Genomic DNA, 25,740 nt, shown 5'->3' with positions numbered 1-25,740 from the left:
GCGCCTGGCGGCCCGGCAGTGCCGGCACCGACCATCCCTCATGCGAGTTGACACGGCGCCGACAAGAGCCTAAACATCGTTTTTGGCTTTCTTGAGGAGCGACGCCATGCTGCAACGCGCTTTGCCCGGCCTCCTGCTGCTCGCAGCCGCCACGGCTGCCGGCCCCCTGTTCGCCCACGACGACGACGGCAAGGGGGTCCTGGGCAAGGTCACCTTCGCCAACTCGTGCAGCAAGGCGGTGCAGGCCGACCTGCAGCGCGGCGTCGCCATGCTGCACTCGTTCTGGTACAGCGAGGGCATGCAGACCTTCCGGTCCATTCAGCAACGCGACCCGCAGTGCGTTCCGGCCGCCTGGGGCATCGCCTCGCTGCAGATGGACAACCCGCTGGCCGGCGTCGGCGCCTCGCCCAAGGGCGCCGAGGAGGCACAGGCGGCCATCGCGCAGGGCCGGCTCGCCACGCGCACGACGCAGCGCGAACTCGACTACCTGGAGGCCGTGGCGGCCTACTACCAGGACTTCGGCGAGCGCTCCGAAGCGGCGCGGCAACGCAGCCGCTCGGATGCCTATGCGGCGCTCGCCCAGCGCTATCCCCGCGATGACGAAGCGCAGATCTTCAGCGCCCTCTACCTCGCCGGCACGCAGTCGCAGGGCGACCAGAGCTACGCCGCCTACCTCAAGGCGGCGGCGATGCTGGAGACGCAGTTCAAGCGGCACCCGGAGCATCCGGGGGTGGCGCACTACCTGATCCACAGCTACGACGCGCCGCCGATCGCGGCGCAGGGCCTCGATGCGGCGAAGCGCTATGCGGGCATCGCGCCCGCCGCGCCGCACGCGCTGCACATGCCCTCGCACATCTTCACGCGGGTGGGCCTGTGGTCGGACTCCGTGGCGACCAACCAGCGGTCCTTCAACGCGGCGGTGGCCGACAAGGACGGCGACAGCGCCTTCCATGCCGCCGACTACATGGTCTACGCCTACCTGCAGGAGGGCCGGGATGCGCAGGCGCAGGCGGCCATCGACGCCGCCATGCAGGTGCGGTCCACCGCGACCGCGGCGCGCCAGACGGCGTTCTATGCCGCCGCGGCCATGCCCGCCCGCATGTCGCTGGAGCGCGGCGACTGGAAGTCGGCCGCTGCACTGAAGCCGGAGAAGACGCGCTTCCCCTACGTCGACGCCATGACGCATTTCTCGCGCGCCCTCGGCGCCGCGCGTTCCGGCGAGCCGGCCCTGGCCGAACAGGAAGCGGAGCAGCTGGGCGCCCTGCACAAGGCCCTGCTCGATGCGAAGAACGCCTACTGGGCGCGCGAGGTCGAGGTGCAGCGCCTCGCGGCCTCGGCGTGGATCGCGCACGCCCGGGGCAACGGCGACGAGGCGCTGAAGCTCATGCGGGCCGCGGCCGACCTGGAAGACGGCAACGAGAAGCACATCGTCACGCCCGGGCGGGTGCTGCCGGCGCGCGAGCTGCTGGGCGACATGCTGATGGAAATGAAGATGCCCGCCGAGGCGCTGCAGGCCTACGAGGCCTCGCAGCAGCGCGAGCCGAACCGCTTCCGTGGCTACAGCGGCGCAGCGCGCGCCGCCGCCGCGGCCGGTGACCGCCAGAAGGCAGCCGGCTACTACGCGAAGCTGGTCGCGCTGGCCGGCGCTGCCACCAACCGGCCCGAACTGGCCGAGGCGCGGCAATTCACGGCGCTGAAGTGAGGTTGCGCCGCATCGTCCTCGTGGTGCTGCTCGCCGCGGCGGGGCCCTGGGCCCAGGCCGTGGACACCGACCCGTCGGAGCGGGTCGCCGCCGATCCGGACGTCATCGCGGCGCGCGCGGCGCGCGAACGCGGCGATTGGAAGGAAGCGGTGCTGCGGCTGCAGCGCGCCGAGCGCCGCTATCCCGGCGATGCCGACGTCCAGAACTCGCTGGGCCATGCCTTGCGGCAGACCAGGGACTTCGATGGCGCGTTCCGCCACTACGGCAAGGCACTCCAGATCGACCCGCGCCACCGGGGCGCGCACGAATACATCGGCGAGGCCTACCTGCAGGTCGACGACCTCGCCTCGGCGGAGCGCCACCTGGCGGCGCTGCGCGGCATCTGCATGCTGCCTTGCGAAGAGATGCAGGACCTCGACAAGGCGATTGCAGACTACCGGGCCAAGAAGCGGTAACGGCGCCCGTGGGCCGGCAGACCGCGGGTTCAAAATAGGCCGCATGGACTTCCCCGCAATTCAAGCCGCGATCCAAGCGGCCATCGACGGCCAGCAACTGCCCGGCGTTTCCTACACCGTGTTCAGGCGCGACGAAGTCCTCGCCACCCAGTGCCTCGGGTGGGCGGACGTCGAAGCCCGCGTCCCGCTGCGCGATGACCACCTGTTCCGCGCCTTCTCCAACACCAAGCTCGTCACCAGCATCGCGGCGCTGCAGCTGTTCGAGCAAGGCCGGTTCGGCCTCGACGACCCGGTCGGCGAATACATCCCGGCCCTGCGGGACCTGCGGGTGCTGCGCGCCGGGGCGACAAGCATCGACGACACCGAGCCGGCGCGGGAGCCGGTCCGCATCCGCCACTTGCTGACGCACACGGCCGGCTTCACCTACGGCTTCACGCAGCCCGAAGCGCCCATCGCCAAGGCCTACCGCGAGGCGCGCATCCTCGATCCGCAGCGCGACCTGGCGCAGATGGTGGAGGCGCTGGGCCGCCTGCCGCTGCTGTTCCAGCCGGGCAGCGCCTGGAACTACTCGGTGGCGACGGATGTCGTGGCGCGGCTGGTGGAGGTCGTGTCGGGCAAGAAGCTGGACGCCTGTTTCCGCGAGCACATCTTTGCGCCGCTGGGCATGCAGGACACTTTCTTCTCGGTGCCTGCGGAGAAGCAGGATCGGCTGGCCACCATGTACATCGGCAGCATCAAGGAGCCCCTGCGGCCGGGACTGCGCCGCGCGGACAACCTGCCTTACGAGAACGCGTACCGCGCGCCGGTGCCCTTCCTCGGCGGCGGGGGCGGTCTCGTCACCTCGCTGGCCGACTACGCCGCCCTGGTGCGCGCCCTGCTGCGGGGCGGCGCCCCCTTGCTGCGGCCCGGGACGATGGAACGCGTGACCCGCAACCAGCTGCCCGCCGGCATGTGGATCGAATTTCCCGGCCAGCCGGTGCAGGTTGGCCGCGGCCACAGCCTGGCCGCCGCCGTCGTGGTGCAGGACACGCCCGGCGTGGCCCTCGCCGAAGGCCAGGTGTACTGGGGCGGCCTGGCCGGCACCAAGTGGTTCTTCTCGCCCCAGGAAGACCTGGCCGCGGTGCTGATGACGCAGCGCTACATGGGCAGCGACCTGCCTTACTGGCCGGATTTCCTGCGTGCCTTGCGGCAGGACCTGCGCTCCGCCGGTCTTTAGTCGAACTCGGCCGACACGGCTGGGCCACGCGGCGCCGTATGCTGGGCAGCCATGGCCCTGGACCTTTCGCGCATCCGCGCCCTCTGCTTCGACGTCGACGGCACGCTGGCCGACACCGACGACCACCTGGTCGCGCAGCTGGCCGCGCTGATCGACGCCGTGCCCGGCCTGGGCGGACGCCGCAGTGAACGGCTGGCGCGGCAAACCGTCATGGCCCTGGAAACGCCGGTCCATGGCGCCTATGCGCTGCTGGATCGCATCGGCCTCGACGTGCCGGTCGCGCGCCTGCGCACGAGGCTGAAGGCGATGAAGAAGCGCCAGGCCGACCCGGCGCACACGCGCAATCCCGAAGCGATCGACGAAGTGCCCAACGAAATGGTGGCGGGCGTGAAGGAGATGCTGGAGAAGCTGGCGGGCCACTTCCCGATGTGCACCATCTCGACCGGCACCGCGGAACGCGTGGACCGCTTCCTGCGGGAGTACGGCGTGCGCGAGCTGTTCACCGAAGTGATAGGCGCGCAGACCACGCGCCGCATGAAGCCGCATCCCGAGCCGCTGCTGTTCGCGGCCAAGGCCATGCAGGTCGACCCCGCCGAGTGCCTGATGATCGGCGACACCACCATCGACATCCGCACCGGCGTCAGTGCGGGCGCCCAGACGGTGGGCGTGCTGTGCGGGTTCGGAACCGAAGCGGAATTGCGGCGCACGGGCGCGGGGCTGATCCTGCGCACCACCTCCGACCTGCTGGCCGTGCTGGTGCCGCACGAAGATGCGCTGGGCAAGACCGCCAGCCCCGAACCCAAGGACCAGCCGGTCTCCTAGCGCACCCGGCCGAAGCCGCCCTCGGCCCAGGCGCTGGCGCTGGCCCGGGTGAGCCTGAAAGACGGCGCCACCCTGGCTTCGGCCATCACCTCGCCCGCCGCATCGAGTGCGCGCAGCAGCGCCGACGGGTTGTCCTCGTCCGGCTGGATGTCGAGCGTGACACTGATCCGGTCGCCACCGTGGGCAATGGAGATCTCCTGGTGCAGCTGCGCATGCAACTGCTGCTCGTGGCGCCGCACGAACTCGGAGGCCGTCTTCACCAGGGTGTGGAAGGCCGGCGTGTCCAGCGGCTTGGGATTCTTCTTGTCGCGGCCCATGGTCCAGGGGCCGACCAGCGCCGGCTCGGACTGGCCGTCGGGCGTCATCGCCACGGCCCAGCCATCGTCGTCTTCGTTCTTGATGACGCGCGCGGTCCAGCCGTTGTCGCGCCACAGGCGGGGTTCATGGATTTTTTCGGGCTCGGTCATGGTCGGAAAGGCGTTGCGGGCCCGGGAGTTTACGATTGCGCTGTTGCATCAAGGAATCCAGACATGGGCGCGCAGTGGAAAGCAAAGGGCAAGGCGCAGGCCGCCGACGCCAGGGGCAAGTTGTTCGGCCGCCTGGCCAAGGACATCATGGTGGCCGCGCGCAGCGGGGCCGATCCCGCCACCAACTCGCGGCTGCGGCTGGTGGTGGAGCAGGCCCGCAAGGTGTCGATGCCCAAGGACACGCTGGAACGTGCCATCAAGAAGGGCGCGGGCCTCACCGGCGAGAGCGTCAACTTCGAGCATGTGATCTACGAAGGCTTCGCGCCGCACCGCGTGCCGCTGATGGTGGAGTGCCTCACCGACAACGTGAACCGCACCGCGCCGGAGATGCGCGTGCTGTTCCGCAAGGGCCAGCTGGGCACCTCGGGCTCGGTGTCCTGGGACTTCGACCACGTCGGCATGATCGAGGCGGAGCCGGCGCAAGCCGGCGCCGATCCGGAACTGGCCGCGATCGAAGCGGGCGCGCAGGATTTCGAGCCGGGCGAGGAGGAAGGCCAGACGCTGTTCCTGACCGACGCCGCCGACCTGGATCTCGTGAGCCGCGCGCTGCCGGCGCAAGGCTTCACCGTGCTGTCCGCGAAGCTGGGCTACAAGGCGAAGAACCCGGTCGATCCGGCCAGCCTGTCGGCCGAGGCACTGGCGGAGGTGGAGGCCTTCCTGGCCGCCATCGATGCGCACGACGACGTGCAGAACGTGTTCGTGGGATTGGCCGGGTAGGCCCCGGTCACGATTTGCCCTCGAGCAACTTCACCAGGGCCCACACCGCATTGTTCGCCGGCGTGGCGATGCCCAGCGCTTCGCCGCGCCGCACGATCAGGCCGTTGAGGTAGTCGATCTCCGTCAGCTTGTGGCGCGCCAGGTCCTGCGCCGTCGATGAGTACTGGCCCGGCATCGCCTCGATCAGCTTGCGGCAGGCCGCGCCCATGTCGCCGGGCACGGGCACCCCTTCGGCCTGCGCGACGGCCAGGCACTCGGCGACCAGGTCCGCCATCAGCTTCGGCACGCCCGGCCCTTGCACGAACTTGCCGTAAGGCAGCTGCACGATCGCCGAGATGGCGTTGAAGGCGCAGTTGAGGACCAGCTTGGACCAGAGCGCGCCGCGCACGTTGTCGGAGATCTCCGTGGGCACGCCGGCCGCCATCAAGGCCTGCGCGAAGGCCGCGCTGCCCGGTGCAGGCTCGATGACGAGGTCGCCGCGTCCCTTGTGCAGCAGGTGCCCGGGCCCCGCCATCTCGGTGGCGACGTAGACGACGGCAGCCGCGACCTGGGCGCCCGGCAGCACGGTGCGCAGGCGCTCGGCGTTGTCGACGCCGTTCTGCAGGGTCAGCACCAGCGCACCGGGCTTCAGGTGCGGCGCGATCTGCGCACCCGCGGCCTCGGTGTCGGTGGACTTGACGCTGAACAGCACCACGTCGGCGCCGGCCACCGCGGCCGGATCGCTGCTTGCCGCCAGCCGCACGCGCTCGTCGAAGGACACGGTTTCCATCCGCAGGCCGTCGCGCTCGATCGCGTTGACGTGCTGCGGCCGCGCCACCAGGGTGACGGCATGGCCGGCGCGCGCCAGCATGCCGCCGAAGTAGCAGCCGACCGCGCCGGCGCCCATCACGGTGATCTTCAGGGGATTGGACATAGGCCGCCATCATCGCTGCGGCCGAGGAAACGCGCTGTCAGTCGCGCACCGACAACGCCGGTCGGTGCGCGACTACCTCGAGCCTCGCGGCTGAACTTCAAAGTGGACTTCCCGAGCGATGACCGCTCGCAACCACAAGGAGCCAACGACCATGACCAACAAGAACCCCACCAATGCCGACCCCATCACCGGCGCACCCGGTGCCCATCCGGCCGGAACCGGTGCGGGCGCTGCGGCCGGCGCCGTCGCCGGCGCTACCGTCGGCTCCGTGGCCGGTCCGGTCGGCACCGTGATCGGCGGCGCCATCGGCGCGGTCGCCGGCGGCCTGGGCGGCAAGGCCGCGGCCGAAGCCGTGAACCCCACCACCGAGGACAGCTACTGGCGCGACAACTACAACAAGTCGCCCAGCTACAAGCCCGGCTACACCTACGACGACTACGCGCCGGCCTACCGCACCGGCTACACCGGCTGGGAACGCGCCCGCGCTTCCGGCGAATCCTGGGACACGTACGAGCCCAAGCTGCGCAGCGAATACGAGCGTTCGCGCGGCTCCTCGCGCCTGAACTGGGAAGAAGCCAAGTCGTCGGCCCGTGACGCCTGGCACCGTGTCGAGCGCGCCATTCCCGGCGACGCCGACAAGGACGGCCGCTAAGCGCCCAGGAAGGGCCCCGCACCCGGGGCCTTTCCTTTCGGCCGGCCGCAGTTCGTCGCAGCCAGCCGCAGCCTGTCGCAATGCCGTCGCATGCGGTAGGCAGCATTCCTAGCATGCCTGTCATGCACCCTGCCCCCACCCTCATCGCCCAGCACGAACCCCGTGCCGCTGCCGCATTGGAAGCCTGTGTTTCCGGCTCCGCGCGCCTGCGGCTCGCGGCCTGCTGCAGCGATGGTCCCAGCGCGCTGCGGCACATCGAGGAGGACGCGCCGGAGCTGGTGTGCCTGGACGTGCGGCTGCCGGGACTGCAGGGCCTGCTCGACTCCCTGTGCCGCGACCATCCCCACACGGCGGTGCTGCTGACCGCCTCCGAACAGGATCCGGCCTGGTCGATGCTGGAGCTGCACGCGGTCGACCCGCTGCCGCTGCCGGTGACGCGGCCGCGCTTCCAGGACTGCGTGGAAGAGGCGCTGCGCCTGCGCGACCCCAGCTTGTGCACGCGTGCCCTGCGGCAGCTGGCCCGCGCGCGTGCCCCGCGCGAAATCCTGGTGCAGGACCGCGGCGCCATCCTGCAACTGGCGGTCGACGCCATCGAGTCGCTGCAGTCCGAGCACGGCTCGACGCTGGTCGCCAGCGCCGGCAGCCGCTACCTGGTGAAACTGTCGCTGGCGGGTTTCGAGCGGGTGCTGGACCAGCAGCAGTTCTTCCGGCTGCACCGGCGCTGCCTCGTCAATCGCGAGCACATTGCCCACATCGACGGCACCGATCCCGACCGGATCGCGGTGCGGATGCGCAGCGGGGAATGGCTGGTGGCCGACCCCGAGGCGGCCGCCCGGATGCGGGCCCGGGCCCATTAGCAGGACCCTAGGGGATTCCCGCAGGGCGCGCCTCCTAAAATGCGCCCGATGCAAGCCACCAATCCCCTGCTCCGTCCCTGGACGGCCCCGTACGGTCTGCCGCCTTTTGCCGAGGTGCAGCCCGCCCACTTCGAGCCGGCGCTGACCCAGGCCATGCGGCAGCAGCGCGAGGAACTCGACGCCATCGCGGCCAACCCCGAAGCGCCGAGCTTCGACAACACGATCGCCGCCTTCGACCGCAGCGGCCGCAGCTTCGGCAGCATCCAGATGCTGTTCCAGAACCTGTGCGCTTCGGAAACCTCGCCGGCGCTGCAGGAAGTGCAACGCCAGATGGCGCCGGCGCTGGCCGCGCACGAAAGCGCCATCTACATGCACGCGGGCCTGTTCCGGCGCGTCGCCGCGCTGCATGAAAAGCGCGCGGCCCTGGGCCTGGCGACCGAGCAGCTGCGGCTGCTGGAACGCGTGCACCTGAACTTCGTGCGGGCCGGTGCCCTGCTCGCGCCCGCCGCGCAGAAGCGCTACGCCGAAATCATGCAGCAGCTGGCGGCGCTGAACACCGCCTTTGCGCAGAACGTGCTGCATGACGAATCCTCGTGGGCCCTGGAGCTCAAGGGCGAGGCCGACCTGGCCGGCCTGCCCGAGTCGGTGCGCACCGTCGCGAAGATGGCAGCGGCGCAGCGCGGCCTGGGCGACAGCCATGCGATCACGCTGGGCCGCGCCTCGATCCTGCCTTTCCTCACCTTCTCCGAGCGGCGCGACCTGCGCGAGCAGGCCTGGCGCGCCTGGACCTCGCGCGGAGAGCACGCGGGCGAGCACGACAACCGTCCCCTGATCGGCCAGATCCTGGTGTTGCGCCAGGAACAGGCGCGCCTGCACGGCTACGCGACCTATGCCGATTACGCGCTGGTGGATCGCATGGCACGCACGCCGCAAGCCGTCGACAAGCTGCTCGACGACGTGTGGGAGCGCGCCAAGCCGGTGGTGGAACGCGAACGCGCGGCCCTGCAGCAGGCGCAGCGCGCCGAGGGCAACACCGACACCATCGAATCCTGGGACTGGCGCTACTGGGCCGAGAAGGTGCGCCAGCGCGACTACGCGGTGGACGACGCCGAGGTCAAGCCCTACTTCTCGCTCGACGCGATGGTGCCTGCCGCCTTCGATTGCGCGAGCCGCCTGTTCGGCCTGAAGTTCACGCCGCGGCCCGACATCGCGCTGTACCACCCGGATGCGCGCGCCTACGAGGTGCACGACGCGCAGCAGCGCCCGGTGGGCCTGTTCATCCAGGACAACTTCGCGCGGCCCAGCAAGCGCAGTGGCGCCTGGATGAGCAGCCTGGCCGTGCAGCACCGCAATGGCCGCACCGTGCTGCCGGTGATCCTGAACAACAACAACAACGCCAAGGGCAGCCCCACCCTGCTGTCCTTCGACGACGTGCGCACGCTGTTCCACGAGTTCGGCCACGGCCTGCACGGCCTGCTGTCGAACGTCACCTACCAGGAGCTGTCGGGCACCAACGTGCTGCGCGACTACGTGGAACTGCCCTCGCAGCTGTTCGAGCACTGGATGTCCGAGCCCGAGGTGCTGCGCAAGCACGCTCGCCACGTCGAGACCGGCCAGCCCATCCCGGATGCGCTGATCGCCAAGCTGCAGGCCGCCCGCAAGTTCGGCCAGGGCTACGACACGGTGCGCTACACGGCCAGCGCGCTGGCCGACATGGCGGTGCACCGCCATCCGGACCCGGCCTCGGTCCAGGACTGGTCCGCCTTCGAAGCGGACTTCCTGCGCGCGCGCGGCCTGCCGGCGGCTACCGGCCAGATGCACCGCCTGGTCCATTTCCAGCACCTGTTCAACGGCGACGGCTACGCGGCCGGCTATTACGTCTACCTGTGGGCCGAAGTGCTGGACGCCGACGCCTACGACGCCTTCCGCGAAGCCGGCAGCCCGTTCGCGCCCGAAGTTGCGGCGCGGCTGCTGAAGTGCATCTATTCCGCCGGCAACAGCGTCGAGCCGGCCGAGGCCTTCCGCGCCTTCCGCGGCCGCGACCCGGTGATCGCGCCGCTGCTGCAGAAGAAGGGGCTGGTGGCGGCATGACCGCGGCGAAGCCGGCGCAGCAGTTCTGGCTGATGAAGTCCGAGCCGGACGAAGTCTCGGTCGACGACGCGCTGGCCGCGCCGAAGTCCACGGTGCCGTGGACGGGCGTGCGCGGCTACCAGGCGCGCAACTTCATGCGCGACCAGATGCGCGTCGGCGACGGCGTCCTGTTCTACCACTCGAGCTGCGCCGAGCCGGGCATCGTCGGCATTGCCGAAGTCGCTTCGGCGCCGTACCCGGACCCGACGCAGTTCGACAGGAAGTCGCCCTACTACGACGCGGCCTCGAAGCAGGAGGAGCCACGCTGGACGCTGGTGGACGTGAAGGTGCTGCGCAAGACGCGCAACCTCACGCTGCCGGAACTGCGGGCCGATCCCGAGCTGGCCGACCTCGCCGTGCTGCGCCGGGGCAACCGGCTGTCCATCACGCCGGTGGACCCGAAGCACTGGCGCCACATCCTGAAGCGGCTGGACCAGCCGGCCGCATGACGGCCTGGCAGATCGCCGGCTTCCTCGCCTGCGTGGCGGTGGCCAGCGCGGCGCAGGGACTGACCGGCTTCGCGCTGGCGCTGATCCTGCTCGGGCTGGCGGGCCTGTTCGAGCTCGCGCCGCTGCCGGACGTGGCCAATGTCGCCACCGTGCTGTCGCTGGCGAGCGCCGCGGTGGCGCTGCGCGGACCGCGCAAGGCCGTCGACTGGGCAGCGCTGCGGTCCACGGCGCTGGGGACGGTCGTCGGCGTGCCCGCCGGCGTTGCGCTGCTGGCCTGGCTGGATGCGAACGTCGTGATGGCGCTGCGCCTCCTGCTCGGCATCGTGGTCATCGCCTGCGCCCTCGTCGTGCTGCGCCGCGCGGCACCGCTCGTGCAGCGTTCGTCCAAGGCTTCCTTCGCGGGCATCGGCGTGCTGGCGGGGCTGCTGGGCGGCCTCTTTTCCGCCTCCGGCCCGCCGCTCGTGTGGCAGTTCTACCGCCAGCCGATCGCGCTCGACGCCGTGCGCGACACGCTGGTCGCCACGCTTGCCGCGGGCGCGCTGCTGCGCCTGGCGATGGTGGTGGCCAGCGGAAGATTCACGGCGCGCTCGCTGCTGCTCGGCGCGCTGGCGGTGCCGCTGTCGATGGCCATCACCTGGTGGATGCGCAGCCATCCGCCCGCGTGGCCGCGCGCCGCCGTTCTCAAGCTGGTCTGCGCCCTGCTGGTGGTGACCGGCCTCGGGCTGGTGCTGCCGGCCGCGCATGCATTGTTGAATTCCTAGGAGTCCCCGATGTTCATCCCGAACCCCCTGGCCAGCCGCAACGGGCGCCTCGCTGCCTTCTTCTGCCTGTACATCACGGAAGGCATCCCGCTCGGCTTCGCCGCCACCGCCATCGCCACGCAGCTGCGGCGGCATGGTGTCGGTCCGGCGGAGATCGGTGCCTTCGTCGCCTCGTTCTACCTGCCGTGGGCCTTCAAGTGGGCGGTCGGCCCCTTCGTCGACGTCTACCGCTCGCGGCGCTGGGGCCACCGGCGCGGCTGGATCCTGTTCACGCAGATCGTGATGGTGCTGACCATCCTGGCGCTGATCCCCGTGCCGCTGCCTTCCGGCCTGGGCCTCTTCACCGCGATCCTGCTGGTGCACAACACCTTCGGCGCGATCCAGGACGTGGCGATCGACTCGCTGGCGGTCAACACGCTGTCGGAGCAGGAACGCGGCCTCGCCAACGGCCTGATGTTCGCGGGCGCGTCCATCGGGCAGGCCATCGGCGGCAGCGGCGTGCTGTTTGCCATGGGCTACATCGGCTTCGACCTGAGCTTCGTGGTGGTCGCGGCTTCGCTCGCGATGGTGACCGCCTTCGTCGTGCTGCCGATGCGCGAGCCGCCCGCCCCGCACGTGGAGCCGCCGGTCGAGGGCCGCCTGCGCAAGGCGATCGCGGAGATGCGCGGCTTCGCGCTGGAGTCCTTCCGCTCCTTCCTGGGCACGCGCGGCGCCTTCCGCGGCGTGTTCTTCGCGCTGCTGCCGGCCGGCGCGATGTCGCTGGGTCTCGCGCTGCAGTCGAACCTGGGCGTGGAGTTCGGCATGAACGACGACCAGGTCGCCATGCTGAACCTGTGGTCGTCGATCGTCTCCGCGCTGGCCATGGTGCTGGGCGGCTGGCTGTCGGACCGCTGGGGCCGGCGAAGCACCCTGGCCGTCTACCTGGCGCTGATGAGCCTGCCGGTGCTGTACCTGATGTGGGAATTGAACCGGCACGGCTACGTGATGCCGCGCCCGCCCGGCGGCGCGCCCATGCCGGAGCTGATTCGCATCCTCTGGATCGCGACCATGGCGTACGCGGTGTTCCAGGGCCTGATGTACGGCACGCGTTCGGCCATCATGATGGACGTGACCAACCCCGCCGTGGCGGCCACGCAGTTCACGGCCTACATGGCGATGATGAACCTGGCGATCTCGATCGCGGCCAACTGGCAAGGGGTGGCGGTGGAAGCCTGGGGCTATCCGGTCACCTTGCTGGTCGACGCGATCACGGGCGTCCTGTGCATCTTCCTGCTGCCGGCGATGAAGCGCGAGCTGCACTTCGACGACGGGCATGCAGCGGCGCGGGCGCGCAAGTTCGCCGTGGTGCTCGGCGTCTGCTGCCTGTCATACGTGCTGTACCGGCCGAACGCGGCGCTGTTCGGCAGCGGGCAGTCGATGATGGGCACCTTCTACACGCTGGTCTTCATCGGCTCGGCGCTGTTCCTGCTGGCCGGGCGCGAGGCGCTAGGGGAAGCCGCCGGGCATTGGCGCGGCTTGATCCTGTGGGCGGCGCCGCTGCTGCTGGCGATGCACCTGCGCTACCCGGTGGACAAGATGGCGCCGGGCGGCCTGCGCAGTGTCGCCGAGGTGGCGCTGTATCTGGTGCCGTTGTTCGCGGGCGTGGTGCTGCTGGCGGTTTCGCGGCGGGATTGGCGGGTGCCGGAGGAGGCGGAGGTCGTGGCCGTGGCGAGCTGACTGCCAAGCCGCGGTTCCTGCGTCACCACGGCCTACGGGACCCGAGGGGCCCGCCGGGGTTGCCACCCGATTCCGCGCCCCCTGTAGGCCGTGGTGACGCAGGAACCGCGGCTCCCCGTAGGCCGGGCCGGCGCGCGCGCCGGCGCGGTGAGCGCAGCGAACCCCGGCTCTCACTGCCCCAAAGAAAAAGCCGCCCGAGGGCGGCTTTTTCGAGGAGCGGTGCGGCTCAGGGATTGTCGGTCGAAATCTCTTCCGGCTCCGGCTTCGCCTTGCCTTCCTTCTTCGGCAGCGGCTGGATGTCCAGCTGCACGTCGTGGGTCTCGACACCCTTTTCGTCCGTCTTGGTCTCGATGTCCACCGTCAGGCGGCCACCTTCGGTCAGGCGGCCGAACAGCAGTTCGTCGGCCAGCGCACGCCGGATCGTGTCCTGGATCAGGCGCTGCATCGGCCGCGCGCCCATCAGCGGATCGAAGCCCTTCTTCGCCAGGTGCTTGCGCAGCGCGTCGGTGAAGGTGACTTCCACCTTCTTCTCGGCGAGCTGCTGCTCCAGTTGCAGCAGGAACTTGTCGACCACCCGCAGGATGATCTGCTCGTCCAGCGGCTTGAAGCTGACCACGGCGTCCAGGCGGTTGCGGAACTCGGGGGTGAACAGCCGCTTGATGTCGGCCATCTCGTCGCCCGGGCTGCGCTCGGTGGTGAAACCGATCACCGCCTTGTTCATGGTCTCGGCGCCCGCGTTGGTGGTCATGATGATGATCACGTTGCGGAAGTCGGCCTTGCGCCCGTTGTTGTCGGTCAGCGTGCCATGGTCCATCACCTGCAGCAGCACGTTGAAGATGTCCGGGTGCGCCTTCTCGATCTCGTCGAGCAGCAGCACCGCGTGCGGCTTCTTCGTGATGGCTTCGGTGAGCAGGCCGCCCTGGTCGAAGCCGACGTAGCCGGGAGGCGCGCCGATCAGGCGCGACACCGCGTGCCGCTCCATGTACTCGGACATGTCGAAGCGGATCAGGTCGATGCCCATGATGTAGGCAAGCTGCTTGGCCGCTTCCGTCTTGCCGACGCCCGTGGGGCCGGAGAACAGGAAGGAGCCGATCGGCTTGTCGCCGCGGCCGAGGCCGCTGCGCGCCATCTTCACGGCCGCCGCCAGCACGTCGAGCGCCTTGTCCTGGCCGAACACCACGCTCTTCAGGTCGCGTTCCAGCGTCTGCAGCTTGCTGCGGTCGTCGTTGGACACCGACGCGGGCGGGATGCGCGCGATCTTCGCCACGATCTCCTCGACTTCCGCCTTGGAGATGGTCTTCTTGCGCTTGCCCACCGGCAGGATGCGCTGGGCCGCGCCCGCCTCGTCGATCACGTCGATGGCCTTGTCCGGCAGGTGGCGGTCGTTGATGTACTTCGCCGACAGCTCCGCCGCCGCCTGCAGCGCGGTGGCCGCGTACTTGACGCTGTGGTGCTCCTCGAAGCGCGACTTCAGGCCCTTGAGGATCTCGATGGTCTGTTCCACCGTCGGCTCGACCACGTCGACCTTCTGGAAGCGCCGCGACAGGGCCGCGTCCTTCTCGAAGATGCCGCGGTATTCGGTGAAGGTGGTCGCGCCGATGCACTTCAGCTGGCCGCTGGAGAGCGCCGGCTTCAGCAGGTTCGATGCGTCCAGCGTCCCGCCCGAGGCCGCGCCGGCGCCGATCAGGGTGTGGATCTCGTCGATGAAGAGGATCGCGTTGGGCTTGTCCTTCAGCGAGCGCAGCACGCCCTTGAGGCGCTGCTCGAAATCGCCGCGGTACTTGGTGCCCGCCAGCAGCGCGCCCATGTCGAGGGAGTACACGGTGGATTCCGCGAGGATCTCCGGCACTTCCTTCTGCGTGATGCGCCAGGCCAGGCCTTCGGCGATCGCGGTCTTGCCCACGCCGGCCTCACCCACCAGCAGCGGGTTGTTCTTGCGGCGGCGGCACAGGATCTGGATCACGCGCTCGACCTCGTACTCGCGGCCGATCAGCGGATCGATCTTGCCGTCCTTGGCCGACTGGTTCAGGTTGAGCGTGAACTGCTCGAGGGGCGAAGCCTTCTCGTTCTTCTCGCCGCCCTCGCCCTCTTCCGAGTTGGCGTTCTCGCCGCTCTTGGCGGGCTCCGGCGGGTCGCTCTTCTTGATGCCGTGGGCGATGTAGTTCACCACGTCCAGGCGCGTCACGCCCTGCTGGTGCAGGTAGTACACGGCGTGCGAGTCCTTCTCGCCGAAGATGGCGACCAGCACGTTGGCGCCGGTGACTTCCTTCTTGCCGTTGCCGGTGGACTGCACGTGCATGATGGCGCGCTGGATCACGCGCTGGAAACCGAGCGTCGGCTGCGTGTCGACGTCGTCGGTCCCCGCCACCTGGGGCGTGTTGTCCTTGATGAAGTTGGCCAGCGACTTGCGCAGGTCGTCGATGTTGGCGCTGCATGCGCGCAGCACTTCGGCCGCGCTGGGATTGTCCAGCAGGGCCAGCAAGAGGTGCTCCACGGTGATGAACTCGTGGCGCTGCTGACGCGCTTCCACGAAGGCCATGTGGAGGCTGACTTCCAATTCCTGGGCAATCATGACTTTTCCTTCTGCCTTGCTACGTTCAAAACTATCCGTTCGTTCGAGTCCCGGTCATTCCACCGGTTCGCTCAGACACTGCAGGGGGTGCCCCGCCTGGCGGGCCGCCTCCTGCACCTGCTGGACCTTGGTGTTCGCGACGTCGCGGGAATAGACGCCGCAAATGCCTTTTCCGTCCAGGTGGATCTTCAGCATGATCTGGGTAGCCGTCTCTCGGTCCTTGTTGAAAAATTCCTGGATGACCACGACCACGAACTCCATGGGCGTGTAGTCGTCGTTCAGCATGACGACCTGGTACATCTGCGGGGGCTTGGTCTTCTGGGTCTTCCGCTCTGCGACCACCGAATCGCCACCGTCGTCCGACGGCCGGATGACGGGACCGGTCGGGGGCGGAGTGGGTGTCTGACTGGCCATGAAATTCATTCTATCGACGCGCAATCGCACCCGCCGACCCTAGGTGAATTGGTGGCGGTTGCGTCACATTCAAGCGACACGACGGTCGTGCCCCCAGATTTTCACTCGCGCGTGCGCGCGCATGCCCGAAATCGTTGCGCGACGCGTACTTAGGAGCGACTAAGTGAAAATATTGACAGCTGAGTCCATGTGAAGGAAACTGTCAGACCGCATTGAGGGATGAGAACGGGGCGTGCAGCATGGCGACCGGTACAGTGAAATGGTTCAACGACGCCAAGGGCTTCGGCTTCATCGAGCCGGACGGCGGCGGATCCGACGTCTTCGCGCACTTCTCCGCGATCACGATGGAGGGCTTCAAGACCCTGAAACAGGGGTCGCGCGTGAGCTTCGAGATCCAGCAGGGTCCGAAGGGCCAGCTCGCGCAGAACATCCAGGCGCAGCCCGGACCGATCCAGACGCAGCCCAGCGCGCCTGGTGACCGGCCCCCGCGCCAGCCCAAGGTGCGCGCGCCGCAGTTCCACGCCACCGGCGGGCACGGCGGCGATCACGCGACCAAATAAGCGCCCTGGATCCCCGCCTGCGCGGGGATGACGAAACTCAGGCCGCCACCCACACCCCGTCGGGACGCCGGCACGCGGTGCCGTTGCTGCGTTCCACGCGGCCGCCCATGCGCATTTCCATCGTGTACGGCCTGCAGTAGCCACCCTGCTTGGTGACCACCTTGCCGGGCACCACCACGTAGTTCGTCGGTCCTTCGACCCACTGCACGCGGTGGTTCACCGGCGCGACTTCGAGCACCTGGCCCACGCAGCCCTGGTCCATGCGCTTGCCGATCTCGCCACCGACCAGCACGCCGGCGACCGCGCCACCGATCGTGGCCACGGTGCGGCCGTTGCCCTTGCCGATCTGGTTGCCCAGCGTGCCGCCGACCACCCCGCCCAACACCTGTCCGACGGTCTGGTTGTTGCAGTAGTTCACGCCGCTCACCACGCGCTGCGGCGGCTGGTACTGCGGCACGTAGACCACCTCGTTGCGCTCGCGGTGCATCCAGGGCGGGTACACGTAGACCACCTGCGGCTGCGGGGGCTGCTGCACGACGACGACGCGCTCCGGCGCCTTGCACTTGCGCTTCTCCTCCCACTCGCCATGCTTCCACTTGCGCTCCACCTCGCAGTTGCCGTCCCAGTACTTTTCCTTGTGTTTGTGGTGGCCATGGCCATGGCCATGGCCGTGGTCGTCGTCGTCGGCGCGCGCAGCGAGCGGCAGCACCAGGGTGGCCGCCAGCGCGGCCAGGTAGACGGGATTGCGGATCATTCGGACCACCTCTTGCAGTTGACCCCTCCTGTGTACCCGGCGCTTGTGAACGCCAAGCAAAAAGCCGCCCGAAGGCGGCTTTTGGCGGATTGGCGGCGGCGATCCTGTTGGAGATCGCCACCGGTTACAAACCGCTCAGGCCTGCTCCAGCGCCTTGTTGAACGTGGCGCTCGGGCGCATCACGGCGCTGACCTTCTTGCGGTCCGGGAAGTAGTAGCCGCCGATGTCGGCCGGCTGGCCCTGCACCGCATTGAGCTCGTCGACGATCTTCTTCTCGTTCTCGGCCAGCGCCTTCGCCAGCGGCGCGAAGCGCTTGGCCAGGTCGGCGTCCTGCTTCTGCTCGGCGAGCGCCTGGGCCCAGTACAGCGTCAGGTAGAACTGGCTGCCGCGGTTGTCCAGCTGGCCGGTCTTGGGCGAGGGGCTCTTGTTGTTGTCCAGGAGCTTGCCCGTCGCGGCATCCAGCGCGTCGGCCAGCACCTTGGCCTTGGTGTTGCCGGTCTTGATGCCTTCGTCCTCGAGGCTGACCGCCAGCGCCAGGAACTCGCCCAGCGAATCCCAGCGCAGGTGGTTCTCTTCCACCAGCTGCTGCACGTGCTTGGGGGCCGAGCCGCCCGCGCCCGTCTCGTACATGCCGCCGCCGGCCATCAGCGGCACGATCGACAGCATCTTGGCGCTGGTACCCAGCTCCATGATCGGGAACAGGTCGGTCAGGTAGTCGCGCAGGATGTTGCCGGTGACGCTGATCGTGTCGAGGCCGCGGCTCACGCGCTCCAGCGTGAAGCGCATGGCGCGCGTCTGGCTCATGACCTGGATGTCCAGCCCGCTGGTGTCGTGGTCCTTCAGGTACAGGGCGACCTTCTTGCGGATCTCCGCCTCGTGCGGGCGGTAGTTGTCCAGCCAGAACACCGCCGGCATGCCGGAGTTGCGGGCGCGCGTGACGGCCAGCTTGACCCAGTCGCGGATCGCGGCGTCCTTGGTCTGGCACATGCGCCAGATGTCGCCCTGCTCCACGTTTTGCGTCAGCAGCACTTCGCCGGTGGCGATGTCGGTGATGTTGGCGACGCCGTCCTCCGGGATCTCGAAGGTCTTGTCGTGCGAGCCGTACTCCTCGGCCTGCTGCGCCATCAGGCCCACGTTGGGCACCGTGCCCATCGTCTTCGGGTCGAAGTTGCCGTGCCACTTGCAGAAGTTGATGATCTCCTGGTAGATGCGGGCAAAGGTCGACTCGGGGATGACCGCCTTCACTTCCTTCAGGCGGCCGTCGGCGCCGTACATCTTGCCGCCCGCGCGGATCATGGCCGGCATCGAGGCGTCGACGATCACGTCGTTGGGCGAGTGGAAGTTGGTGATGCCCTTGGCCGAATCGACCATGGCCAGGGCCGGACGGTTTTCCAGGCAGGCATGCAGGTCGCGCTTGATCTCGTCCTGCTGCGACTGCGGCAGCGCGGAGATCTTGTCGTACAGGTTGGCCATGCCGTTGTTCACGTTCACGCCCAGCTCGTCGAACAGCTTGCCGTGCTTGGCGAAGGCTTCCTTGTAGAAGGTGCGCACGCAGTGGCCGAACACGATGGGGTGCGAGACCTTCATCATGGTCGCCTTCACGTGCAGCGAGAACATGATGCCGGTTTCCTTGGCGTCGTCGATCTGCTTCTGGTAGAAGGCCAGCAGCGCCTTCTTGCTCATGAACATCGAGTCGATGATCTCGCCTTGCAGCAGCGCCACCTTCGGCTTCAGCACCACGGTCTTGCCGCTCTTGGTGATCAGCTCCATCTTGACGTCGCGCGCCTTGTCCAGCGTCATCGACTTCTCGCTCGCGTAGAAGTCGCCGCCGACCATGTGCGACACGTGCGTGCGCGAGGCGGGGCTCCATTCGGCCATGCTGTGCGGGTTCTTGCGGGCGAATTCCTTGACCGCCTTGGGGGCGCGGCGGTCGGAATTGCCTTCGCGCAGCACCGGGTTCACGGCGGAGCCGAGCACCTTGGAGTAGCGCTGGCGGATCGCCTTTTCCTCGTCGGTCTTCGGGTTCTCCGGGTACTCGGGAACCATGTAGCCGCGGGCGCGCAGTTCGCGGATCGCGCCCACCAGCTGGTTCTGCGAGGCGCTGATGTTCGGCAGCTTGATGATGTTGGCATCGGGCTGCAGCGTCTTCTTGCCCAGTTCGGCCAGGGTGTTGTCCACCTTCTGCTGGTCGCCCAGGAACTCCGGGAACTCGCCGAGGATGCGGTTGGCCACGGAGATGTCGCTCTCCACCACGTCGATGCCGGCCGCCGCAGCGAAGGTGCGGACGATGGGCAGGAACGAATGGGTCGCCAGGTACGGCGCTTCGTCGGTCAGCGTGTAGATGATCTTGGAACGGTCGGCAGCCAAGGTGGTCTCTCTCGGGAAAGTTGATTGGGGACGGCGGGCGCCACGATGCGAGCGGCTATTTTACGCTGTGAGAAGCGGGCAAGAAAAAGCCGCCTCGCGGGCGGCTTCGTTGCGGTGTTCGGGGCCTCACATGTTGTCGATCATCACCTGCCCGAAGCCGGAGCACGACACCTGCGTCGCGCCGTCCATCAGGCGCGCGAAGTCGTAGGTGACCTTCTTGGACAGGATCGATTTCTCCAGCGAGCTGATGATCAGGTCGGCCGCCTGCGTCCAGCCCATGTGGCGCAGCATCATCTCGGCCGACAGGATCTCGGAGCCGGGATTGACGTAGTCCTTGCCCGCGTACTTCGGCGCCGTGCCGTGCGTGGCCTCGAACATGGCCACCGAGTCGCTCATGTTGGCGCCCGGCGCGATGCCGATGCCGCCGACCTGCGCCGCCAGCGCGTCGGAGATGTAGTCGCCGTTCAGGTTCAGGGTGGCCACCACGCTGTATTCGGCCGGCCGCAGCAGGATCTGCTGCAGGAAGGCGTCGGCGATGGCGTCCTTGACCGTGATGTCGCGGCCGGTGCGCGGATTCCTGAACTTCATCCAGGGGCCGCCGTCGATCTCCTGCGCCCCGAATTCCTTCTTCGCCAGGTCGTAGCCCCAGTCGCGGAAGCCGCCTTCCGTGAACTTCATGATGTTGCCCTTGTGGACCAGCGTCACCGAGGGCTTGTCGTTGTCGATGGCGTACTGCAGCGCCTTGCGCACCAGGCGCTCGGTGCCCTCGATCGACACCGGCTTGATGCCGATCGCCGAGGTCTCCGGGAAGCGGATCTTGCGCACGCCCATTTCCCGGGTCAGGAAGTCGATGACCTTCTTCGCCTTGTCCGAGCCGGCTTCGTATTCGATGCCGGCGTAGATGTCCTCCGAGTTCTCCCGGAAGATCACCATGTTGGTCTTCTCCGGCTCCTTCAGCGGCGACGGCACGCCCTTGAAGTACTGGATCGGACGCAGGCAGACGTAAAGATCCAGTTCCTGGCGCAGGGCCACGTTCAGGGAACGGATCCCGCCGCCGACCGGGGTGGTCAGCGGGCCCTTGATGGACACCACGTACTCGCGGGCGGCGGCCAGGGTTTCGTCGGGCAGCCAGACGTCCGGGCCGTAGACCTTGGTGGCCTTCTCGCCCGCGTACATCTCCATCCACTGGATCTTCTTCTTGCCCTTGTAGGCGGTGGCGACCGCCGCGTCGACCACCTTCAGCATGACCGGGGTGATGTCCAGGCCGGTGCCGTCGCCCTCGATGTACGGGATGATCGGCTGGTCGGGCACGTTCAAGGACATGTCGCCGTTGACGGTGATCTTCTCGCCCTGGGCGGGGACCTTGATGTGCTGGTAGGAGGGCATAGGGGGAAATTCTAAGCTCGCTCAACCATGTCAACCATTGTCGAGCATGCAGCGTTTCCGGGAGGTCTGCCGAAACCGCGGCGGGCGTTTTTCAAAACAGATGCATCTGAAAGTAGATTCCAAATGACCAAGCTCCTCGCCGCCCTGGTTGCCGGCCTGTTCTCCGCCGCCGTCTTCGCCCAAGCCACCCCGGCCACGCCCGCCACCCCGGCTGTCCCGGCGAAGGCTGCCGCCTCCGCCACCGCCGCCAAGGCCGAAGCCAAGGCTGAAAAGGCCGAAAAGACCGCCGTGAAGGCCGAGAAGACCGCCGCCAAGGCCGAAGCGAAGGCCGAGAAGGCCGAGAAGACCGCCGAGAAGGCCGAAGCCAAGGCCGACGCCAAGGTCGCCAAGGCCGACAAGAAGGCCCCCAAGAAGGCCGCCAAGAAGGCCGAAGCGAAGAAGGAAGAAGCCAAGAAGGAAGAGAAGAAGTCGTAATTCGATTTCCTCGAACCGGAAGAGCCCGCCCCGTGCGGGCTTTTTCTTTTGGGGCGTCCATGTCAACCGGCATGCTCGACATCCCGTTACGGATGGGCCTTCCGGTTGACCGGAGGAGCAAATCCACAATCCGGACAACTGAAAGGTGTTTTTCATGAACAAGCTGCTCGCCGCCCTGATCGCCTCCCTGTTCGCCGTGTCCTCCTTCGCCGCCTCGCACGCCGGCGCCGCCATGCCCGCCGCTTCCGGCGCCAAGGCCGAAGCCAAGGCGGAAGCCAAGGCTGAAAAGAAGGCCGCCAAGAAGAAGTCGACCAAGAAGGCTTCCACCAAGAAGGCCGCCGCCTCCGAGAAGAAGTCCTGATCCAGGCCTTCTGGAGCTGAAGATGCCCGCCGCGCGCGGGCATTTTTCGTGGTCCCTTGCCACAATACGACCGATGAAAAAGCTGTTCGCCCTCGTAGCCGCCCTGGCCGCCGCCGCGGCCCTGGCCCAGGATCCCCAGACCGACCTGCCCCGCGTGAAGCTGGGCGCCGGCATGCACCAGATCGACGCGCAGGTTGCCGCCAGCAACGACCAGCGCATGACGGGCCTCATGTACCGCAAGGAAATGCCCCAGCAGGAGGGCATGCTGTTCGTCTTCGAATACCCGAGCCAGCAGTGCTTCTGGATGAAGAACACGCTGCTGCCCCTGTCGGCGGCCTTCATCGCCGACGACGGCACCATCGTCAACATCGAGGACATGGCGCCGCAGACGCTGGAGTCGCACTGCTCCGCGAAGCCGGTGCGCTACGTGCTGGAGATGAACAAGGGGTGGTTTGCCAGGAAGGGCATCAAGGCCGGCGCGAAGCTGACCGGCACGCCCTTCCAGCGCTAGCCCCCATGGAAAAAGCCCCGCAGCGCGGGGCTTTTTTTCCGTTGGCCTGGGTCCCCGCCTGCGCGGGGATGACGCATCAGCCGAAGTTCTTCGCCGCGAAGTCCCAGTTCACCAGCTTGTCGAGGAAGGTCTCGACGAACTTGGGACGGGCGTTGCGGTAGTCGATGTAGTACGCGTGTTCCCACACGTCCACCGTCAGCAGCGCGCGGTCGGCGGTGGTGAGCGGCGTGCCGGCGGCGCCGGTGTTCACGATGTCGACGCTGCCGTCCGGCTTCTTCACCAGCCAGGTCCAGCCGGAGCCGAAGTTGCCGACGGCGGACTTGACGAAGGCTTCCTTGAAGGCCGCGTAGCTGCCCCACTTGCTGGTGATCGCCTGGGCCAGCGCGCCGGTGGGCTCGCCGCCGCCTTGCGGCTTCATGCAGTTCCAGAAGAAGGTGTGGTTCCAGATCTGGGCGGAGTTGTTGTAGATGGCGCCCGAGGACTTGCGGATGATGTCCTCCAGCGGCATGTTCTCGAACTCGGTGCCGACCTGCAGCTTGTTCAGGTTGTCGACATAGGCCTTGTGGTGCTTGCCGTGGTGGTACTCGAGGGTCTCTTCGGAGTAGGCCGGCGCAAGGGCGGTCTTCGGGTAGGGCAGCGGGGGCAGGACGTGTTCCATGGCTCTTCTCTTTCTCTTGGGGTTGCTGTGCGAACCGGCTGATTCTATGTAGCTTGCGGACCGCTGGGCGAAACGGTGAGATCAACCTCGCCGTCCGCAAGGGCGGCGCGCAGCGCCTGGCCGGCGCGCACCTGCGTGGCCGAGGTGACGGGCCGGCCGTCGCTTGCGTCGGTGAGCAGCGCATAGCCGCGCTGCAGCACGAGGCGCGGATCCAGCAGCTGCAGCCGCAGTGCCAGCCGCTCGTGGCGCTGCTCCGCGCGCTGGAGGCGTTCGCCCGCGCTGCCGACGAAGCGGTTCCCCGCGTTCGCCAGCAGGTCGCGCCCGCGCTGCAGCCGCGTCGCCAGCGCATAGCGCAGGCGCTGCGCGCCGCGCTCGATGCGCAAGTGCTGCTGCGCGGTGCGCGCCGACGGCCGCCCGAGGTGGGCCGCCGCCTGGTCGAGGCGCTGGCTGGCGCGATCGAGGCGGCGCCAGGCCGCATCCTGCAGGCGCGAGGCCATCAGGTCGAGCGCGCCGAGCCAGGTCTCCTGCGGCTGGGCCGCCAGTTCGGCCGCGGCCGTGGGCGTGGGGGCGCGCAGGTCGGCGCAGAAGTCGGCGATGGTGAAGTCGGTTTCGTGGCCGACGCCGCTCACCAGCGGCACGGGGCTGGCGACGATGGTGCGGGCCAGCTGCTCGTCGTTGAAGGCCCAGAGGTCCTCCATCGAACCGCCGCCGCGCACCAGCAGGATCAGGTCCAGCTGGCCGGCTTCGGCCATCCGGTAGAGGGCCTGCAGCGCCGCCACCAGGTCGCCCGGCGCCTGGGCGCCTTGCACCGCGGCCGGCGCCAGCACCACCGGCACGTGCGGGGCGCGCCGCCGCAGGCAGGTCACCACGTCATGGAGCGCCGCGGCCTGCAGCGAAGTGACGATGCCGATGCCGCGCGGCAGCAGGGGCAGCGGCCGCTTGCGGGCGCTGTCGAAGAGGCCCTCGCCTTCCAGCTTCGCCTTGAGGCGCAGGAACTGCTCGAACAGCGCGCCCTGCCCGGCCCGGCGCAGGGTTTCGACGATCAGCTGCAGGTCGCCGCGCGGTTCGTAGACGCCCAGGCGGCCTTGCACCTCGACCAGCTCGCCGTCGCGCGGCATGAACTCCATCAGGCTGGCCGCGCGGCGGAACATGGCGCAGCGCACCTGTCCCTGCGCGTCCTTCAGGCTGAAGTAACAGTGGCCGCTGGCCGCACGCGAGAAGCCGGTGATCTCGCCCCGCACGGTCACCGGATTGAAGCGGGCCTCGAGGGCGTCGGCCACGGCGCGGCAGAGCGCCCCGACCGCCCAGACGCGCGGCGCCACTGCGGGAAATGACGCTGTGCCGGTTACCAAGAGCCACACCTCTCAGGGTTTACCCGATGGTATTTCATCCACAGCGTGCAGGTGAGAGGCAGGCGGTGGGCGGGGGCTGCGCCAAACGCTGATTTTTCGGAGCAAGTCATTGATTCAAAAGGGATTTTTCCTGCTCAAATCGTCATCGTTCTGTCACGGGCAAGCATTGGCGCGGTTCCGGGCGGGGGGGAGGGGTTGTTCTCAACAAAGTTATCCACAACTTTTGTGAGTGTCGTCCTACGACCACGGGCTTGCGTCCTACAGTGGGCAAGTCCGCGATAATCCGCTGCATCGAAGTGCCGCAAGGGCGCTTCCAGTCAGTACAAACGGTGCGGAGGATCCCCTTTTGCTTTCGATCATACAAGCCGCGGGCTGGCCCATCTGGCCCCTGGTCGCCTGTTCCATCCTTGCGCTCGCGCTCATCTTCGAACGCTTCCTGAGCCTCAAGAAGGCCAAGATCGCCCCGCCGCGCCTGCTGGACGAGGCACTGGCCGTGTCGCGCGTTTCCGTCCCGTCGCCCGACGTCGTCACCCAGCTGGAGCAGAACTCGGCCCTGGGCGAGGTGCTGGCCAGCGGCTTCCGCGCCCTGAATTCGGATCCGCGCTGCACCGAGGCCGACTTGCGCTCGAGCATGGAGCACACCGGCCGCGCCGTCGCGCACCGCCTCGAACGCTACCTGAACGCGCTGGCCACCATCGCCTCCGTCGCGCCGCTGCTCGGCCTCATGGGCACCGTGATCGGCATGATCGAGATCTTCGGCTCGCAGGCGCCCGGCGGCGCCACCGGCGGCAACCCGGCGCAGCTGGCGCACGGCATCTCGGTCGCCCTGTACAACACCGCCTTCGGCCTGATCATCGCGATCCCGGCGCTGATCTTCTGGCGCTACTTCCGCGGCCGCGTCGACGACTACCTGCTGACGCTGGAGCTCGCCGCCGAACGCTTCGCCCGCCACCTCGTCGCCCTGCGCCGCGGCTGATCACGCGATGAACTTCCGCCCGCATCCCAAGGATGAACCGGAGATCAACCTGATCCCGTTCATCGACGTGCTGCTGGTGATCCTCATCTTCCTGATGCTGACCACCACCTACAGCAAGTTCACCGAGATGCAGCTGAAGCTGCCGGTGGCGGACACCGAGGCCCAGCGCGACTACCCGAAGGAAGTCGTGGTGGCCGTCTCGGCCGACGGCCGCTACATGGTGAACAAGCAGCCGGTCAGCGGCCGCAGCATCGATGCCGTGTCCGCCGCCCTGGGCGAGGCCGCCAAGGCCGGCAAGGACTCGGTCATCATCATCAGCGCCGACGCCACCGCCACCCACCAGTCCGTGATCACGGTGATGGAAGCGGCGCGCCGCATCGGGCTGACCCAGATCACCTTCGCCACGCAGTCTTCGGCGCAGGCCGGAGCGAAGTAAAC

General features: G+C 68.2%; 26 protein-coding genes. 17 read left to right on the top strand and 9 right to left on the bottom strand.

The window, feature by feature from the left end:
- Positions 1-106: 106 nt before the first annotated feature.
- From LZ009_RS11510 to LZ009_RS11495, 4 genes are read left to right on the top strand one after another with little or no spacing between them, the layout of a single operon-like run.
- Positions 107-1,702, top strand: coding sequence for a tetratricopeptide repeat protein (locus tag LZ009_RS11510; protein WP_275698067.1), 1,596 nt, complete (start codon positions 107-109; stop codon positions 1,700-1,702).
- Between the two features lie 2 nt (positions 1,703-1,704).
- Positions 1,705-2,157 carry a tetratricopeptide repeat protein gene (locus LZ009_RS11505; protein WP_275698066.1) on the top strand — a complete coding sequence of 151 codons (453 nt, stop codon included), beginning with the start codon at positions 1,705-1,707 and terminating at the stop codon, positions 2,155-2,157.
- Positions 2,158-2,200: 43 nt separating this feature from the next.
- Entirely contained in the window at positions 2,201-3,373 is a 1,173-nt protein-coding gene (locus tag LZ009_RS11500; protein ID WP_275698065.1) for a serine hydrolase domain-containing protein, read from the top strand.
- Positions 3,374-3,424: 51 nt separating this feature from the next.
- Complete coding sequence (locus tag LZ009_RS11495) at positions 3,425-4,195, top strand: HAD family hydrolase (RefSeq protein ID WP_275698064.1); 771 nt, start codon at positions 3,425-3,427, stop codon at positions 4,193-4,195.
- Here the strand turns inward: LZ009_RS11495 and LZ009_RS11490 are convergent.
- A complete protein-coding gene (locus tag LZ009_RS11490) occupies positions 4,192-4,662 on the bottom strand; it encodes a hypothetical protein (RefSeq protein WP_275698063.1) in 471 nt (156 codons plus the stop codon). The genes LZ009_RS11495 and LZ009_RS11490 overlap by 4 nt on opposite strands.
- 63 nt (positions 4,663-4,725) lie before the next feature.
- Here LZ009_RS11490 and LZ009_RS11485 point away from each other — a divergent pair, with 63 nt between their 5' ends.
- Positions 4,726-5,439 carry a YebC/PmpR family DNA-binding transcriptional regulator gene (locus tag LZ009_RS11485; RefSeq protein WP_275698062.1) on the top strand — a complete coding sequence of 238 codons (714 nt, stop codon included), beginning with the start codon at positions 4,726-4,728 and terminating at the stop codon, positions 5,437-5,439.
- Positions 5,440-5,446: 7 nt separating this feature from the next.
- On the opposite strand, the gene LZ009_RS11480 is transcribed toward LZ009_RS11485, so the two are convergent.
- Complete coding sequence (locus tag LZ009_RS11480) at positions 5,447-6,352, bottom strand: ketopantoate reductase family protein (RefSeq protein ID WP_275698061.1); 906 nt, start codon at positions 6,350-6,352, stop codon at positions 5,447-5,449.
- 151 nt (positions 6,353-6,503) lie between these two features.
- Here LZ009_RS11480 and LZ009_RS11475 point away from each other — a divergent pair, with 151 nt between their 5' ends.
- The 6 genes from LZ009_RS11475 (at position 6,504) to LZ009_RS11450 (ending at position 12,917) form a co-directional block, all read left to right on the top strand.
- Entirely contained in the window at positions 6,504-7,004 is a 501-nt protein-coding gene (locus LZ009_RS11475) for a hypothetical protein (RefSeq protein WP_275698060.1), read from the top strand.
- Between the two features lie 122 nt (positions 7,005-7,126).
- The gene (locus LZ009_RS11470) at positions 7,127-7,861 is read left to right on the top strand and encodes a LytR/AlgR family response regulator transcription factor (RefSeq protein WP_275698059.1); all 735 of its coding nucleotides are present in this window, start codon (positions 7,127-7,129) and stop codon (positions 7,859-7,861) included.
- A 48-nt stretch (positions 7,862-7,909) separates the two neighbouring features.
- Positions 7,910-9,952: a M3 family metallopeptidase gene (locus tag LZ009_RS11465; protein ID WP_275698058.1), complete on the top strand. Its 2,043-nt coding sequence runs from the start codon at positions 7,910-7,912 to the stop codon at positions 9,950-9,952.
- The gene (locus tag LZ009_RS11460) at positions 9,949-10,440 is read left to right on the top strand and encodes an EVE domain-containing protein (protein WP_275698057.1); all 492 of its coding nucleotides are present in this window, start codon (positions 9,949-9,951) and stop codon (positions 10,438-10,440) included. The genes LZ009_RS11465 and LZ009_RS11460 overlap by 4 nt, the downstream gene beginning before the upstream one ends.
- Positions 10,437-11,201: a TSUP family transporter gene (locus LZ009_RS11455; RefSeq protein ID WP_275698056.1), complete on the top strand. Its 765-nt coding sequence runs from the start codon at positions 10,437-10,439 to the stop codon at positions 11,199-11,201. Before LZ009_RS11460 ends, LZ009_RS11455 begins: the two co-directional genes overlap by 4 nt.
- A 9-nt stretch (positions 11,202-11,210) precedes the next feature.
- Positions 11,211-12,917 carry an MFS transporter gene (locus LZ009_RS11450; protein ID WP_275698055.1) on the top strand — a complete coding sequence of 569 codons (1,707 nt, stop codon included), beginning with the start codon at positions 11,211-11,213 and terminating at the stop codon, positions 12,915-12,917.
- Positions 12,918-13,143: 226 nt separating this feature from the next.
- Here LZ009_RS11450 and clpA read toward each other — a convergent pair whose 3' ends face one another.
- Positions 13,144-15,489, bottom strand: coding sequence for an ATP-dependent Clp protease ATP-binding subunit ClpA (clpA, locus tag LZ009_RS11445; RefSeq protein WP_275698054.1), 2,346 nt, complete (start codon positions 15,487-15,489; stop codon positions 13,144-13,146).
- A gap of 54 nt (positions 15,490-15,543) precedes the next feature.
- Positions 15,544-15,903 (bottom strand): ATP-dependent Clp protease adapter ClpS, encoded by a 360-nt coding sequence (gene clpS, locus LZ009_RS11440; protein WP_275698053.1) that lies wholly within the window; start codon positions 15,901-15,903, stop codon positions 15,544-15,546.
- Between the two features lie 239 nt (positions 15,904-16,142).
- Here clpS and LZ009_RS11435 point away from each other — a divergent pair, with 239 nt between their 5' ends.
- Complete coding sequence (locus LZ009_RS11435) at positions 16,143-16,463, top strand: cold-shock protein (protein WP_275698052.1); 321 nt, start codon at positions 16,143-16,145, stop codon at positions 16,461-16,463.
- Positions 16,464-16,500: 37 nt separating this feature from the next.
- Here the strand turns inward: LZ009_RS11435 and LZ009_RS11430 are convergent, their stop codons facing one another.
- The 3 genes from LZ009_RS11430 to icd form a co-directional block, all read right to left on the bottom strand.
- The gene (locus LZ009_RS11430) at positions 16,501-17,217 is read right to left on the bottom strand and encodes an RT0821/Lpp0805 family surface protein (protein WP_275698051.1); all 717 of its coding nucleotides are present in this window, start codon (positions 17,215-17,217) and stop codon (positions 16,501-16,503) included.
- 135 nt (positions 17,218-17,352) lie between these two features.
- Positions 17,353-19,584 carry an NADP-dependent isocitrate dehydrogenase gene (locus tag LZ009_RS11425; protein WP_275698050.1) on the bottom strand — a complete coding sequence of 744 codons (2,232 nt, stop codon included), beginning with the start codon at positions 19,582-19,584 and terminating at the stop codon, positions 17,353-17,355.
- 126 nt (positions 19,585-19,710) lie between these two features.
- Positions 19,711-20,970 (bottom strand): NADP-dependent isocitrate dehydrogenase, encoded by a 1,260-nt coding sequence (gene icd, locus LZ009_RS11420; protein ID WP_275698049.1) that lies wholly within the window; start codon positions 20,968-20,970, stop codon positions 19,711-19,713.
- Positions 20,971-21,093: 123 nt separating this feature from the next.
- On the opposite strand from icd, the gene LZ009_RS11415 reads away from it, so the two are divergent.
- The 3 genes from LZ009_RS11415 (at position 21,094) to LZ009_RS11405 (ending at position 22,316) form a co-directional block, all read left to right on the top strand.
- Positions 21,094-21,444, top strand: a complete 351-nt coding sequence (locus tag LZ009_RS11415; protein ID WP_275698048.1) for a hypothetical protein — start codon at positions 21,094-21,096, stop codon at positions 21,442-21,444.
- A gap of 154 nt (positions 21,445-21,598) precedes the next feature.
- A complete protein-coding gene (locus LZ009_RS11410) occupies positions 21,599-21,805 on the top strand; it encodes a hypothetical protein (RefSeq protein WP_275698047.1) in 207 nt (68 codons plus the stop codon).
- 73 nt (positions 21,806-21,878) lie between these two features.
- Positions 21,879-22,316, top strand: coding sequence for a DUF192 domain-containing protein (locus LZ009_RS11405; RefSeq protein WP_275698046.1), 438 nt, complete (start codon positions 21,879-21,881; stop codon positions 22,314-22,316).
- Between the two features lie 76 nt (positions 22,317-22,392).
- Here the strand turns inward: LZ009_RS11405 and LZ009_RS11400 are convergent, their stop codons facing one another.
- Positions 22,393-22,974: a superoxide dismutase gene (locus LZ009_RS11400; protein ID WP_275698045.1), complete on the bottom strand. Its 582-nt coding sequence runs from the start codon at positions 22,972-22,974 to the stop codon at positions 22,393-22,395.
- Between the two features lie 44 nt (positions 22,975-23,018).
- A complete protein-coding gene (xseA, locus tag LZ009_RS11395; RefSeq protein WP_275698044.1) occupies positions 23,019-24,296 on the bottom strand; it encodes an exodeoxyribonuclease VII large subunit in 1,278 nt (425 codons plus the stop codon).
- Positions 24,297-24,672: 376 nt separating this feature from the next.
- Here xseA and LZ009_RS11390 point away from each other — a divergent pair, with 376 nt between their 5' ends.
- Both LZ009_RS11390 and LZ009_RS11385 read left to right on the top strand, forming a co-directional pair.
- On the top strand, positions 24,673-25,302 hold the full coding sequence (locus LZ009_RS11390; protein ID WP_275698043.1) for a MotA/TolQ/ExbB proton channel family protein: 630 nt from the start codon (positions 24,673-24,675) through the stop codon (positions 25,300-25,302).
- A gap of 7 nt (positions 25,303-25,309) precedes the next feature.
- A complete protein-coding gene (locus tag LZ009_RS11385) occupies positions 25,310-25,738 on the top strand; it encodes an ExbD/TolR family protein (RefSeq protein WP_275698042.1) in 429 nt (142 codons plus the stop codon).
- The last annotated feature ends 2 nt before the right edge of the window (positions 25,739-25,740 follow it).

The organism is Ramlibacter paludis (assembly GCF_022012305.1).
Taxonomy (GTDB): Bacteria; Pseudomonadota; Gammaproteobacteria; order Burkholderiales; family Burkholderiaceae_C; genus Ramlibacter; species Ramlibacter paludis.
This window is presented reverse-complemented; position numbering and strand designations above follow the sequence as displayed.